The 14,332-nt window shown below is 65.5% G+C and carries 12 protein-coding genes; 4 read left to right on the forward strand and 8 right to left on the reverse strand.

What is annotated here, in order from left to right:
* Window positions 1-257: 257 nt before the first annotated feature.
* Window positions 258-650 carry a hypothetical protein gene (locus ACEQZ0_RS11690; protein WP_370190980.1) on the reverse strand — a complete coding sequence of 131 codons (393 nt, stop codon included), beginning with the start codon at window positions 648-650 and terminating at the stop codon, window positions 258-260.
* A gap of 148 nt (window positions 651-798) precedes the next feature.
* Window positions 799-1,107, reverse strand: a complete 309-nt coding sequence (locus ACEQZ0_RS11695; protein WP_370190981.1) for a hypothetical protein — start codon at window positions 1,105-1,107, stop codon at window positions 799-801.
* Between the two features lie 181 nt (window positions 1,108-1,288).
* On the opposite strand from ACEQZ0_RS11695, the gene ACEQZ0_RS11700 reads away from it, so the two are divergent.
* Window positions 1,289-1,942 (forward strand): Crp/Fnr family transcriptional regulator, encoded by a 654-nt coding sequence (locus tag ACEQZ0_RS11700; RefSeq protein ID WP_370190982.1) that lies wholly within the window; start codon window positions 1,289-1,291, stop codon window positions 1,940-1,942.
* Here the strand turns inward: ACEQZ0_RS11700 and ACEQZ0_RS11705 are convergent.
* From ACEQZ0_RS11705 to ACEQZ0_RS11730, 6 genes are all read right to left on the reverse strand, one after another.
* Complete coding sequence (locus ACEQZ0_RS11705) at window positions 1,939-3,435, reverse strand: tetratricopeptide repeat-containing protein (RefSeq protein WP_370190983.1); 1,497 nt, start codon at window positions 3,433-3,435, stop codon at window positions 1,939-1,941. The two genes, ACEQZ0_RS11700 and ACEQZ0_RS11705, sit on opposite strands and share 4 nt — an antisense overlap.
* 18 nt (window positions 3,436-3,453) lie before the next feature.
* A complete protein-coding gene (locus tag ACEQZ0_RS11710) occupies window positions 3,454-4,059 on the reverse strand; it encodes a hypothetical protein (protein WP_370190984.1) in 606 nt (201 codons plus the stop codon).
* Between the two features lie 3 nt (window positions 4,060-4,062).
* Window positions 4,063-5,613 (reverse strand): toll/interleukin-1 receptor domain-containing protein, encoded by a 1,551-nt coding sequence (locus tag ACEQZ0_RS11715; protein WP_370190985.1) that lies wholly within the window; start codon window positions 5,611-5,613, stop codon window positions 4,063-4,065.
* A gap of 274 nt (window positions 5,614-5,887) precedes the next feature.
* Entirely contained in the window at window positions 5,888-6,952 is a 1,065-nt protein-coding gene (locus tag ACEQZ0_RS11720; protein ID WP_370190986.1) for an AI-2E family transporter, read from the reverse strand.
* 4 nt (window positions 6,953-6,956) lie between these two features.
* Window positions 6,957-9,476 carry a DNA topoisomerase (ATP-hydrolyzing) subunit B gene (gene gyrB / locus ACEQZ0_RS11725; protein WP_370190987.1) on the reverse strand — a complete coding sequence of 840 codons (2,520 nt, stop codon included), beginning with the start codon at window positions 9,474-9,476 and terminating at the stop codon, window positions 6,957-6,959.
* A gap of 82 nt (window positions 9,477-9,558) precedes the next feature.
* Window positions 9,559-10,371, reverse strand: coding sequence for a PIG-L family deacetylase (locus ACEQZ0_RS11730; protein ID WP_370190988.1), 813 nt, complete (start codon window positions 10,369-10,371; stop codon window positions 9,559-9,561).
* Between the two features lie 73 nt (window positions 10,372-10,444).
* On the opposite strand from ACEQZ0_RS11730, the gene ACEQZ0_RS11735 reads away from it, so the two are divergent.
* Genes ACEQZ0_RS11735 through ACEQZ0_RS11745 form a run of 3 tightly spaced genes read left to right on the forward strand, consistent with a single transcriptional unit; the run spans window position 10,445 to window position 14,116 of the window.
* Complete coding sequence (locus tag ACEQZ0_RS11735; RefSeq protein WP_370190989.1) at window positions 10,445-11,830, forward strand: L-serine ammonia-lyase; 1,386 nt, start codon at window positions 10,445-10,447, stop codon at window positions 11,828-11,830.
* On the forward strand, window positions 11,824-12,528 hold the full coding sequence (locus ACEQZ0_RS11740; protein WP_370190990.1) for a ZIP family metal transporter: 705 nt from the start codon (window positions 11,824-11,826) through the stop codon (window positions 12,526-12,528). Before ACEQZ0_RS11735 ends, ACEQZ0_RS11740 begins: the two co-directional genes overlap by 7 nt.
* Window positions 12,529-12,559: 31 nt before the next feature.
* On the forward strand, window positions 12,560-14,116 hold the full coding sequence (locus tag ACEQZ0_RS11745) for a class I adenylate-forming enzyme family protein (RefSeq protein ID WP_370190991.1): 1,557 nt from the start codon (window positions 12,560-12,562) through the stop codon (window positions 14,114-14,116).
* Window positions 14,117-14,332: the final 216 nt, after the last annotated feature.

Genomic DNA, 14,332 nt, shown 5'->3' on the forward strand with positions numbered 1-14,332 from the left:
ACCACACAGCAAGAAGCCGCCCCCAAAGGGCGGCTTCTCGCGTTCGGCGCCCCATCGCACCCGCTACGATCGTCGCCCAACCAACCGCGCGCCCCCTCCACCAGCAATCCCTCAGGACAACTGGCCCCCGAGCGCCCATGAAGTGATCACAGCTTGCCCCGATGCCCTTCATCGGTGCCAACGGAGGGGGCGGAAAAGTGCGAGCGACCTCTTGGTCCAGCGGCTGAAAGGGATCGCGCGTCACCGGGCTATTCGGCTCACTCGGCGGCGTCTTCGATCAGGTCTTCGAGTTCGTTTACCTTGGTGCGAAATTCGACCTCGCGTTTGAGCGCATTGAGCCTCGCATCGCGCAGCTCCGTTCCGGCGGCTACCAATGCATCACCAGCCCCTGCAAGGGCATCGGCGCCGCCGTTGGTGGCGTATCCTACCGACGTGAGTTCGCCCGACTGGCTGAAGGTGGCTGCCACTGCACGCGAACCGAACAGGCCACTGCCATCGAAGCGAATGATTTTGAGCGCGCCAAGCTGCGGCACGTCTATCGTCGCCTTGGCAGTAATGGCCGCATGGGCGGCGCGGGCCAGCGCTCGCTCAAGGTGGTCGAGGCCGGGAGGCGCAGCGAACTCGGCCTTGGGGCTCAGAGTGACTTTCATGCGGCGCGGAACGCGATAAGCGAGCCCCCTTATCGGAAATTCGAAATTTCCGTATGATGTCGTGGAACCGGATGGCGCACCTGGGGCCTCCATGACCGCGCCGGTCGCTGCAAAAGCCGTGACCTGCCCGAGACCGATCCTGTAGAATTCATCCCGCAGGGCCCGGGCGAATACCCAGCGGCGCAGCCGACGGGTCCTTGGCCAACCTTGGCCGTACCACGCCAGCCGGGACGGGAAGCGGAACACAGATCGCGGTGGCCGCGGCAAAAGTGGCACGCTTGATGACGGCGGCGGCAACTTTCCCTCCCTGGCTGGCCGACGATCCTTTGAGGCTCTTGAGCGTGCCGTTCTCATGATACTCGAGCTTGACCTGGCGATCGACGAACAGGTTGCCCTTCGGGTTTGCGCTGACGAGGTCCCCGCGGAGGAGTGCGGCGGTCACATTGCGTTTGCGCATTTCGATTTCTCCGGATTATGTGACGGCATGGATCGAAATCTGTGCTGGCCGTCGCCCAGTGTCGCGGGCATCATTGCCCTGCTGGGCGCACGGCTGCGTGTGACAGCGATAACGGTCACCATTCATCCCTGCCAACCCGCACCATCAGCGCGCTGGGCGGACGCCCGGGGGACGGGTTGACATGGACCGGGACGAGCGACTGGCTGCGCTATCGTCATTCTTCGCTTGCGGTCCGGCCGAAGCAGAACGGCTCGGCGACGCAATGGCATTCGTCGTCTATCGCCATAACCAAATCCTGGTTCACCAGGGCGATATCGGCGCCAAAGTATGGATCGTCCTCGAGGGGCAGGCGCAATTGAAAGTCATCGGCAGCGACGGTCAAGTTCAGCTGCTGATGGCGCACGGTCCTGGCGAACTGTTCGGCGCGCTGCCGCACGAACGGGTATTCGTGTCGGACGTGGTTGCCCGGGATCGCATTGCCGTGCTCGAAATCCCCTCCAGCAAGCTGGGCGTGCTGGTGCAGGAGGAGGCGCGGATCGGAAGCGGGCTGGCGATGATCCTTGCGCGGCAATACCACGCTGCGCTCGATCGCATGGCCGCCCGCATTACCTTGTCGGCCACCGGCCGGGTCTGCGCCGAACTGCTCAACGCGGCGGGAGGCGGCGATTTCATTTCGCCGCCACCGGTAGTCGCAGCATTGGGATTGATGGCGCAAACCACCCGCGAGACGGCGTCCCGGGCCATAAACGGCCTCGAACGTCGTGGCATCGTGCAGCGTGACGCGGAGAGACTGACCATCGTGTCGCGTCGCATGCTCGAAGAGCTGATCGTCTAGGTCATACTCCAGATCGGCTCGCGGCCCGATGGCAGCGGGAGATCGCCGAGCTCTTCGATCGTCCCGCTCCACCCGGCCCGGATCAACGCCATGGCCGTGGCTTCATCGGCAACGACCGTCCCGGGGCTCGCAACGGCGGCGAGACCCGCTGCGCGTTGCAACAATGAGAGCGGAGGGTCTTGCGGACTGCACGGCGCCAGGAGGATCGCAACCTGGGCGCCCTTGTTTCTCCCGGCCAGAGTGGTCGCCAGCTTTCCTGCCTCCACAAGGTCGTCGTGGAGGGACCACCGCGTGTCCCTATGGCTGGGCTGTCGGGCATCGCCCTGCGCGAAAATCGATCCGGCTACCCTGTCGGCCGCATGTGCCCAGACCAGTGCCTGCAGCCGCTGGCCGGTCCGGGCAGGCGGCGACCCGCGCCCGGCCTGGCCTGAACGGGTTCCTTCGATGACGGTGAGCGGGCGACCTTCATCGCGCCACGACACCAGTTGCGGGCGCAAGCGTTCACCTTTGCCCACCACCGTGATCGCACAGGCGCGACTCTCAAGTACTTGCGCGTTGCGCACGGTTCGCCCCATTGCGACCAGATCGGCATATTCCACCGCCAGCGACAGCTCGGGCTCGTCCAGCCCGTAAACCGTGATACTGGTCGCCTGCTCCAGTGCCGCATCGAACCGCCCCGGCCAGCGGTCGCCGAAAGCCGCGACGGAAAGCTGGCGGAACTGATCGACGGGGAGCGGCAGAACGACATGCAGCTCGGCCGCGGGGCATTCGGCATCGCGCCAGGCGATGAAGGCCTCGGCGAACAGCAGGTCCGCCCCGGCGGCGAGGGCGCCGTAGGCAAAGCCCGGTCGTTCGCGGGCGATGAAGTGCTCGATTGCTGACACGACCTCGCCCGTATCCGGCGTGAGCCGGGCTATGCCGCTGAAATGAACGCTTGGGGGCGGTCGAAGTGCATCGAGCCATCCTGCATCCCAGCCCTTTTCGGACAGGATCAGCTCGAATTGCGCGAGTGTAGCGGCATGATCTTCCCATGCGTGCGGCTGCCTTGCGATAGCATCGCGCAGCGCCGCGCGAGCTTCTCCCTTCCGATCGAGCAGCAGCAGGGCTTCGCCGCGCGTTGCCGCACGCCAGTAGGGCGTTTCCCCTTCCCGGGGATCGGTTTCGATCAGTTCGAGCACCTGGCAGGCGAAGCGTTCCGCCTGTGCCGGCTTGCCCGCGAATAGCGAAAGCGATGCGGCGTTGATCAGCGGATAGCTGGAACCGGTGAGGCGCGCGGCCTTGGCATAGAGCTGCGCGGACTGATCGAACAATTGCGCCCGTTGTGCCCCGGTGTCCGCACGCTTGGCGCGATCCTTCACCAGCCGCGCCTGCAATGTGAGCGCTTCTGCATCGCTGTCCGAATCGAGCAGGCCGTGCTGCGCCATCAGCGACCACGCCCGCTCGGGCGAACCGGAGCGGGCGAAGCGCAGGATCTGTGACTTAAGGGCGAGCAAGTCGCAGCAACCCGGCTGTCAGGACACCACGATCAGGCTGGAGCCCGAAGGTGGATGAATGCCGCCGTGGCCGATATGGGACGGGGCGTGATCTTGTTTGCCATGAGGGCTCTTGAACACTGGCGAAATCCGATCGGGATGGTCGACGAAGTCGAACTTGATCGGCAGCCGGGTAATTGCGTGGTTATTGGCGGCATTCCCGATGTCCGAAATCGCAGCATGGATATCGATTTCAAAAGCACAGAGTGGTCGCATTTCGCTGCCTTCAGGGTATGTTTTACACGCATGGACAAATCTCTGAGTGCCCTTGCCCCTGATGTCGAGATCCACAACCCCGTCATCGCCAAAGCAAGTTCCAACGCCGTCGAACAGGCCCGGGGTTTGAACGAATATCAATGCCTTGGTCGAAGGCGCGAAGCACATGTCGAGGCCTCCCGGCGTGTGTTTCTTACTAACGTCCTGCCAATCGTTCGGGTCAACCCCGGCCATGATTTCCGCAAGCGCATCCTTCCGGGTTGCGGGGGAGTTGCGCTTTTGGATTTTGCCGAAACTGGCAAAGCCGACTTCGGGTTGCGCAATCTCGAACAAAAAGATGTCGTCATGATGGTTTCCAGCTTCGCTCATCTCTCATTCCTCCAGCTTGGTACGATAGTTCTCGAGGCTTGACCGCCAGTCCGCATGGTCGGGATCAAGCCGCGTCAATTCCTGCGCTATTCCCAGCGCCGTCTTCAGCATCGCATGGCGGGTTTGGGGCGCTTCGAACGAGGCGAGATAGCCATAGATTTCCATCCGCTGCGCCGTGATCTTGCGATTGTGCGGATTCCGCGCCGCAAGTCGGTCGGTCAACTGCAGGGTTTCGCGCCGCGCGGCTTGCGCATCGCTCTGCCGTCCCGCTTGCGCCAGCGCGACGCTGTACCACATCAGGTTGAAAGTGAGGTCGTACGGCGTACGGGACGGGACATCGTCCCGATCGGAAAGCGCCTGCCCCAGATCGACTGCGATCCGACACTTGTTAAGCGTCTCGTCGTCGACAGCCTTGTTCAAGACATCGATCGCGCAGAGGTTTCCGGCAACCAGCGCCGTGGTGCGCTGCCATTCGGTGTTTCGGCTCTTCCACGCCTGCAGGCTCGACAGCAGTGCCCAGCTTTTCCGAAGATCGCTCTCCGCTTGCTCGCCATTCCCTTCGGTCTGCGAGAGAACCGCCAGGCGATTGAGGCTCAAGGCATGATTGAACTGACGCCCCGGATCGGTGGGATCTTCGGCGAGCAGGCCGCGCGTAGTGCGCGCCCGTTCCTCCAGATTGCGCCGCGCCAGGCCGAATTCGTTGCGGAACATGGCATCTTCGCCCAGCCGACCAACCACGCGTGCACGGCGCTCGAGGCTTTCGGGCGACAGCGAATCGAGGCTTCGCTGGCTTTCGTAATAGGCGAGGGCGCGTTGGTTCACACGGGCCATCACCGCTACGCCCGCTGCCCCATCGAGATCCTCGCGGAGATCGGTGAGCATATATTCGATCAGCCCCTCGGCTTCCGCCTGTTGCCGCTGCGCTTCGCTGCGCGCTTCGAGTGCGATCACCGTCATCACCCCCATGGCTATGGCAACCGCCGCGACCAGGCACGTGACGGCCGTCACGCGTTTTACCTGTCTTTGGCTGTCTCGCTGCACCAAAGCGTCGAGCGGTACGTCCATCAGGCCGGCCACAATCTTGAGAAAGCCGAGCCGGTAGCCATCGCCATTCTTGCGCAGGTCGGCCGCCAGCGGCTCGCCCCCATCGCGCAGGGAGTCGGGCAAGGACGCATCCGGCTCGCCTCGCAACAGCGCTGCCAGAATCGGCCGGTCGGGGTGCAGTTCGCGGAACAGCTCGATTTCGCGCGCCACCCAGCGTGAGGTCTTGGCATCGGGCGAACACAGCACGATCAGGGCCTGCGAGGCAGCCAGTGCCCGTCGGACGACAGCCGAAAGATCGGTTGCGGCGGGAAGATCCTCGCGGTCGCGAAAAACCTTGCCGATCCTTCCATCCGGCCTTCCTGCCACCCCGTCCCGCCGCAGATGCCCCGGAAGGCGATAGCTTTCGAGCTGGCGATGCAGCCGCTGCGCTGCCGCCTTGTCGGCATGGCAATAGCTCAGGAAAGCCCGAAAGGACGGCGTGGCCGATCTGGTTCCCCCGCTGGACTGCACTCGAATGCCTTCCTCCGCGCTCCGTTCGTCCTGTTCTTGGTAGGCTTGCTAGAGCATCCATACTCTGAATGCCACGGGGTGCTCAGAAATGCTCGCTCGGTCCGGTGGCAATGCGCCCGATGCGACTTGGTGCGTCGTGGGACGATTCATGGATACGGACCACTTTCGGCCCTCTCACCGACTGGGCATAATTTCCATAGGTGCTTGCAGAGCCCGGTGCGTTCGCCCGGTGCGGCAGGATATCCGCGTCGCCTGACCGCGTGCTGCCAGCTGCCTAGGCGGCGGCGCGTTGTTCGGCGAAAATGCCCCAGGCGGCAAGGAACAGCCCGCAGACGAGCGGGCCGACTACGATGCCCGACAGTCCCATCAGCGCGATCCCGCCGAGCGTGGTGACGAGGATCAGCCAGTCGGGAATACCCGTGTCGCGGCCGACGAGTATCGGGCGCAGGACATTGTCGGTCATCCCGATCACCGCGACGCCCGAGACGACGACGACCACGCCCTGCCACAGCGCCCCGGTTGCGAGCAGGTAGATCGCCGCGGGCACCCAGACGATTGCCGGGCCAAGCGCGGGCAGCAACGAGGCGATCGCCATGATCACTCCGAGGAGGAGTACCGAGGGGATGCCGACGATCCAGAAGGTGATCGCGCCCAACGCCCCCTGGACGAGGCCGACCACCACCGAGCCCTTGATCGTCGCGCGGACGATGGTGAGGAAGCGCTCCGCCAGCCGCTCGGCTATGTCGCGCTCCATCGGCAGGGCCGAAAGGATTGTCTCGCCGATCGCGCGCCCGTCGCGGAGGAGGAAGAAGCCCGCATAAAGCGCAATGCCCAAGCCGAGCACGAAGCCGAACACGCTTCCACCGATGGCGATCGCCTGCGTCGCGATCAGGCCGAGGCTCGCCTGGATAAAGGCGCTCGCGCGTTCTTGCACCGCCCCGAAATCGCCGAAACCGGCGCGTTCCAGCGAGGCCTGGATATTGCCCGGAAGCGCCGCGAAGACCTGTTGAAAATAGGCGGCGACATCGACGTCACCATCGCGGAAGGCGAGGAACAGGCCGGCGGCCTCGTCGACTACCGCGCTGCCGATCCACAATGCCGGCAGGACTACGGCGAAGAGGATCACGACTAGGCTCGCCAGCGCCGCCTGGCTCGGCTTCTCGGGTCGCTTGGCAAGGAACCAGCCGAACAGCGGTTGGAACATGATCGCGCCCAACGCCGCCCACAGCAGCGGCTTGGCGAAGGGCAGCACCACCGCCAGGAGCGCGAGCGAGACGAGCGCGAGGAAAAGCAGGAACCCGCCTTGCTCGACCGACCTGCCTGGCGCCCCCCCGCTCATCCGGTCAGACGTCCAGATTGGCCACGTTGAGCGCGTTGTCCTGGATGAATTCGCGGCGCGGTTCGACCACGTCGCCCATCAGTCGGGTGAAGATCTCGTCAGTCACGTCGGCATCTTCGACCTTGACCTGCAGCAGCGCGCGGTTGTCGGGATCGAGCGTGGTCTCCCACAGCTGCTCGGCGTTCATTTCGCCGAGACCCTTGTAGCGCTGGATCTTCTGGCCCTTGCGCCCCGCGGTCATCACCGCGTCAAGCAGCTGGGTCGGCAGGGTGATCGCATCGTCCGAGAGGATCGCGGGGTCCTCGCCATCGCTGTCCTCGAGCTCGTCGTGCTCGACCTCGGTGCCGCTGCGCACCAAGCGCATGGGCGAGGCGTAGACGTCGGCGAAGTCCTGCGCGATGCGGTGGAGCTTGCGTGCCTCGGCGCTCTCGAGAAAGGCCGGGTCGATTTCGTGGACGTCCGTCACCCCGCGCCAAACCCGGCTGAGGCGGACCTTGCCGTCTTCGCCCGTTGCGGCGCTCCAGCGCGCTTCGGGATCGCCCATCTGGAGATGCGCGGCGGCACGGTCGAGCGCCGCCGAACGGTCGCCTTCCGGATCGAGCGCGCCCGCAAGAGCCAGCGCCTCGATCAGGTCGGTCTTGTACTTGCGCGGCACGAAGCCGAGCAGGTTGCGCATGCGCAGGCCGTGTTCGACCATCGCCTCGAGTTCGCCGCCGCCGCGCGCCGGCCCCCCTTGCGATTCGATCACGCGCCCGTCGAGACCCTGCGCGATCAGGTAGCGGTCGTAGGCCGCTTGGTCCTTCAGGTAGACTTCGCTCTTGCCGCGGGTCACCTTGTAGAGCGGCGGTTGTGCGATGAAGAGGTGCCCGGCCTTGACGATCTCGGGCATCTGGCGGTGGAAGAAGGTCAGCAGCAGCGTGCGGATATGCGCGCCGTCGACGTCGGCGTCGGTCATGATCACGATCTTGTGATAGCGCAGCTTTTCGAGATTGAACTCGTCGCGCAGGCCGGTGCCCATAGCCTGGATCAGCGTGCCGACTTCCTTCGAGGAAATGATCCGGTCGAAGCGCGCGCGTTCGACGTTGAGGATCTTGCCCTTGAGCGGGAGGATCGCCTGCGTCTTGCGATCGCGGCCCTGCTTGGCCGAGCCGCCTGCCGAATCACCCTCGACCAGGAAGAGTTCGCAATTTTCCGGATTGCGGTCCTGGCAGTCGGCGAGCTTGCCGGGGAGCGAGGCGATGCTCATCGCGCCCTTGCGGCTCATCTCGCGCGCCCGGCGTGCGGCCTCGCGGGCGGCTGCGGCGTCGATCACCTTCTGGACGATGGCCTTGGCCTCGTTCGGGTTTTCCTCGAGCCATTCGCCCATCTTCTCGCCCATCAGCGATTCGAGCGGCTGGCGGACTTCGGAGCTGACCAGCTTGTCCTTGGTCTGGCTGGAGAACTTGGGATCGGGCAGCTTGACCGAGACGATCGCGGTGAGGCCTTCGCGCATGTCCTCGCCCGAGAGCGAGACCTTTTCCTTCTTCAGCAGCCCGCTGGCGCTCGCATAATTGTTGAGCGTGCGGGTCAGCGCGGTGCGGAAGGCGGCGAGATGCGTGCCGCCGTCACGCTGCGGGATGTTGTTGGTGAAGCACAACACGTTCTCGTAATAGGAGTCGTTCCATTCGAGAGCGACGTCGATACCGATGCCGTCCTTCTCCGCCGAGACGGCGATCGGGTCGGCGACCAGCGCCTGCTTGTTGCGGTCGAGATATTTGACGAAGGCCGCGATCCCGCCCTCGTAGAACAGGTCGTGCTCGAGCGGTTCCTCGTGGCGCTTGTCGCGCAGCAGGATACGGACGCCCGAATTGAGGAAGGCGAGTTCGCGATAGCGGTGCTCGAGCTTTTCGAAATCGAATTCGGTGACGTTCTTGAAGGTTTCTTCCGACGCCTTGAAGGTGACGCGCGTGCCCTTCTTGAAGCCGTCCTCGTCGGGATTTTGCTCGACCCTGGGGGCATCGCCGACGACGCGCAGGCTTTCGACCGCGTCGCCATGTTCGAAGCGCATCCAGTGTTCCCTGCCGTCGCGCCAGATGGTCAGCTCGAGCCATTCGGACAGCGCGTTTACCACCGAGACGCCGACGCCGTGGAGGCCGCCGGAGACCTTGTAGGCATTGTCGTCGCTGGTGTTCTCGAACTTGCCGCCGGCATGCAACTGGGTCATGATGACCTCGGCCGCAGACACGCCCTCTTCCTTGTGCATGTCGACCGGGATGCCGCGCCCATTGTCCTCGACGCTCACCGAGCCGTCGGCGTTGAGTTCGATCAGGACGAGGTCGCAATGCCCCGCCAGCGCTTCGTCGATGGCGTTGTCGGACACCTCGAACACCATGTGGTGGAGGCCCGATCCGTCGTCGGTATCGCCGATATACATGCCGGGGCGCTTGCGCACCGCGTCGAGGCCCTTGAGGACCTTGATCGAATCCGCGCCGTAACCGTTCTTTTTCGGCGCCTCGGCGCCTGTATTCTCAGGGGTATCGTCCATGGCCATCATATAGGCTCCGAGGGCGCGAATCCCAAGCTTTCAGGCCCCCTTCACGGCCGTTTTCCACCGCTTGGCCGCGGCGTCAGCCGCCGTTCGGCTCGCCCGAGGCAGCCGGGGCTGTGAAAGCCGGGCGGAAATGGACCGATCCGCGCCAGATCGTGTGGTCGAATAGGTCGGGCAGGGCGGCGCGTTCTTCGGCGCTGAACTGGGTCGCATGGCAGTCGGCAGCCTCGCGAACGCGAGCGAGATCGGCGGGGGTATAGGCATAGGAAACCGACAGCAGGTCGGGGGCGGTGACCGCCCAGCGCTGCATCTGTGCGATATCGGGCAACGTCCCCTCCGCAATGCCCGGGTAGAGCAGGAGCGGGCGATCATGGCCCAGGGCCTGCACGCGCTCGGTGACCACGGCATCGACCATGCGGTGGTCGGGATGGCCATAGCCGCCCTCGGGGCCCCAGGTCAGTATGCGCGTGAAATCCTGCTCTTCGAGCAAGGCATCGACGGCGCTCGCCAGTTGGCGAGCGGCGCTGCCGGGATGGTGGGCATGGGTGGCGAGCTGCCCGTCGCCCATTCGCAGGAAGCGGACATCGCCGCCGCCGAGCGCCGCGATAGAACAACGCGCCTCGTCCTCGCGGACCGTGGCCAGGGCTGGTCCGGGCTCCATGCCGGAAACGCCCGGCCCGGCATCTCCGCTGGTGGCATAAAGCACCGTCAGCGCCGCGCCCTCGCGCACCGCCTGCGCAATCGCGGGGGCCATGACCAGCTCGTCGTCGGGGTGCACCAGCACGACAAGGACATGGTCCAGATATTCGTCCGTATCCTGTGCGAAACCCGCGGACGCAGCAAGCGCACTCGTGCAAAATGCCAGCAGCGCCAGCGCTTTTCGAAACATCATCAGGCCCCCTCCTCTCACGGGTTTCAGGGGAAACTACATTGACCCGCGCCTGCGGCAAGCCCATTCGGGGGCGATGCTTTCGGTGCTCGATATCTTCCGGATCGGGATCGGTCCCTCCTCCTCGCACACGGTCGGCCCGATGCGCATCGCGCGGACTTTCGTGCGGGCGCTCGGCAAGTCGGGAAAGCTCGAGAAGACCACGCGCGTGGCGGTCGAATTGCAGGGGTCGCTCGCGCTCACCGGGGTGGGGCACGGCACCGTCGATGCTTCTATTCTCGGCCTGATGGGCTTTGCGCCCGACAAGACCTGCCCCGATGAGGCGGCCGCAGCGCTTGCGGCGGTACGCGGCGACAAGCGGCTGGCGCTCGGCGGCAATCGCGACATCGCTTTCGACCCCGCCGTCGATATCGACCTTGCAGGTCACATAATTCCCGACCTCCATCCGAACGGCATGACGCTGACCGCCTTCGATGCGGCGGGCGAAGTCCTGTCGCAGCGGACCTATTATTCGACCGGGGGCGGCTTCGTGGCGTCCGAGGCACAGCTCAGGCGCAAGCCCAAGGGCGATCGCATCAACACGGGCAACCCGGTGCCGCATGATTTCGGCTCGGCTGAGGAATTGCTGGCCGCCTGCGCGGACTCGGGCCTCTCGATTGCCGAGCTCATCCTTGCGAACGAGGACGCTTTCCGCCCGCGCGACACGACGCTCGCCGGGATCGATCGCGTTGCGCAGGCGATGGACCAGTGCATTGACCGCGGCCTTACCCAGCGCGGAATCCTGCCAGGCGGGCTGAAAGTCGCCCGCCGCGCACCCGACCTGTGGGACAAGCTTTCCGCCAATCCGCAATCGAACGAGCGCGAGCAATTGTTCGACTGGCTCAACTGCTTCGCGATGGCGGTGAACGAGGAAAACGCCGCCGGCGGCCGCGTGGTGACCGCGCCGACCAATGGCGCAGCCGGAATCATCCCGGCGGTGATCCGCTTCTATTGCGTGACTGCCGACGAGAACCCCTGTCGCGACAGCCGCCGCACCTTCCTGCTGACCGCGGGCGCGATCGGCCTGCTCTACAAGCAGCGCGCCAGCATCTCGGGCGCCGAGATGGGCTGTCAGGGCGAAGTCGGGGTGGCCTGTTCGATGGCCGCCGGTGGGCTTGCCGCGCTGTGGGGTGCCTCGCCCGTGCAGGTCGCGAGCGCCGCCGAGATCGGCATGGAGCACAATCTCGGGCTGACCTGCGACCCGGTGGGCGGGCTGGTGCAGGTGCCGTGCATCGAGCGCAATGCCATCGGCGCGGTCAAGGCGGTCAACGCCGCGCGGCTCGCGCTGCATCGGACCGGGGCCGAGAGCCTGGTCTCGCTCGACCAGGTGATCGAGACCATGCGCCAGACGGGGCTCGACATGAGCAACAAGTACAAGGAAACCAGCCAGGGCGGGCTGGCGGTCAATGTAATCGAATGCTGATGCTGTTCGCCGTGGTGCTGGTGGTGTCGGGCGCGCTGGTCGTCGGGGCCGCCTGGGGCATTTACGGCAGGCTACCCAAGCCGATCGAGGGGTTTCTCGTCGCACTCGCCGGAGGCGCGCTGCTGCTATCGGTGACGAGCGAGCTGATCGAACCCTCGATCGAGAAATCGAGCGTATTCCACGCCATGCTCGGTGTGGGGGCCGGCGCGCTGGTGTTCGCGATCTGCGATTACTGGATCGACGAGAAATGGGGCTCGGATGGCGGCGGCGGGCTGCTTGCGGCGATCACGCTCGACGGCATTCCCGAAAACCTCGCATTGGGCGTCGCGCTGATCGGGGCGGGCAGCATGGAGGTCGCCGCGCTCGCCGGGTCGATACTGCTTTCGAACCTGCCCGAGGCGGCCGGCGGCGCGCGCGCGATGGTCGAAAACGGCCGGTCGAAGGGCAAGGTGATGGCGCTGTGGGCCGGAACTGCAATCATTCTCTCCGCCGCAGCCATCGTCGGCAATCTCGCGCTCGAGGGTGTGGGTGAAGGAACGCTGGCAGTGATTCGCTGCTTCGCTGCCGGGGCGGTTGTCGCGAGCCTCGCGACCGAGGTGTTCCCGCAGGCTTTCCGGGAAGACAAGCACTGGGCAGGGGTCGCCACCGCGCTCGGGGTCATCCTCGCCTTTTCGCTCGGTAGCCTCGCAGGCGGCTAGACAGACGGGCGCGCCGCGATAGGGTGCGCGCATGGGAGAGACACTGACCGCCGCCGCGCTGGCCGAACCGTTCGGCAATTTTCCGCAGGTCCTCGCCGCGAATGCCGCAGAGCTGGGTGATCGCCCCGCGATGCGCGATGACGAGGGGGAGTTTAGCTGGACCGAGCTGGGCGACCGGGTCGAGCGGATCGCAGCGCGGCTGGTCGAAGACGGGCTGGGGCGCGGGCAGTCGGTCGCGATCCTCGGCTATTCGTCGATCCCCTATGCGCTGGTTTTCCTCGCCGCAGTGCGCGCAGGCGGCGTTGCCGCGCCGCTGACCACCAGCGCCAGCCCCGAACAGCTGGCGGGAATGGCCAGCGATTCGGGCGCCAGCCACATCTTCATCGACCGCGCCAAGCTCACCGAACTGGGCGAGGACTGCTTCCCGGGCATGACGCGGATCGTGCTCGACGAAGAGCTCGAGGGCTGGATGGCTCCGGAAGGCACGCGGGCGCCCGCCTTCGACCCGCAACCGGGCGATCCCTTCAACATCATCTATTCGAGCGGGACCACCGGCGTGCCCAAGGGCATCGTCCATTCGCACCAGATGCGCTGGAGGCAATTCGCGGCGACCGCGGCAAGCTGGCTCGAGAACGGCCTGCCGGTGCGCACCCTCGCTTCCACGCCGCTCTATTCGAACACCACCATGGTCGCCTTTCTCCCGCCGCTGCTGGCGGGGGGGACGGTGCGCGTGATGCGCAAGTTCGACGTACTTCGCTGGCTGGAGTTCGCGCAGGCCGACCAGACCGCGGTGACCATGCTGGTGCCGGTGCAATATCGCCGATTGATGCAGGAGCCGCGCTTCGACGAATTCGCCCTGTCCGCGCTGCAGATCAAATATTGCACATCGGCGCCCTTCCCCGCCGACCTCAAGCGCGAAGTGCTCGCGCGGATGCCCGGCGCGCTGATCGAGATCTACTCGATGACCGAGGGCGGGATGGTCTGCCTGCTCGAGGCGCACAAGTTTCCCGACAAGCTGCACACGGTCGGACGCCCGGCGCCGGGGAGCGAGCTGAAGGTGCTCGACGACGAGGACCGGCCGGTACCGCCCGGAACCCCCGGCAATCTGATCGGGCGCAGCCAGACGATGATGATGGGCTACAAGAACCAGCCCGAAAAGACCCGCGAAGGCTATTGGACCGATCCCGACACGGGTGAGGTGTGGCAGCGCATGGGCGATATCGGCCGCGTCGATGCCGAAGGCTTCGTCGAGCTCGTCGGGCGCGCCAAGGACATGATCATCTCGGGCGGGTTCAACATCTTTCCGGTCGATCTCGAGGACGAGCTCGTCAAGGAAGCGGACGTGGTCGAGGCCGCGGTGATCGGCGTGCCCAGCGAGCGCTGGGGGGAGACGCCCGTTGGCTTCGTGACGCTGAGGGAGGGGAGCCGCGACTGCGAGGAAATCCGCGCCGCAGTCAATGCCCGGCTGGGCAAGACCCAGCGGCTCGCGCAGCTCCACGCGGTCGATGACATGCCGCGCAGCCATATCGGCAAGCTGCTCAAGACCGATCTGCGCGAAGAGGCGGTGCGGCGCGGTTTGCCGGCCTGATCGAGCAGCGCGCGTTTCGAGACGCGGCACCGACTTCTTGGGGGGAGGGAGAGGAATGTCGGCGGCCGCGTCTCTACTCGCTGCCATATCGCCTCGCCGGTGCCGGTGGGCCAGGGGCCGACCGCAGTGGCGAGGAAGGCCAGAAACCCGGCTGCTTGGGGGGCCGGCGCTTCTGTAATTCGTCCGGGACGGGAGGGTCAGGGGGTCACCGTCCGG

Source organism: Qipengyuania sp. (assembly GCF_964227205.1).
GTDB lineage: Bacteria > Pseudomonadota > Alphaproteobacteria > Sphingomonadales > Sphingomonadaceae > Qipengyuania.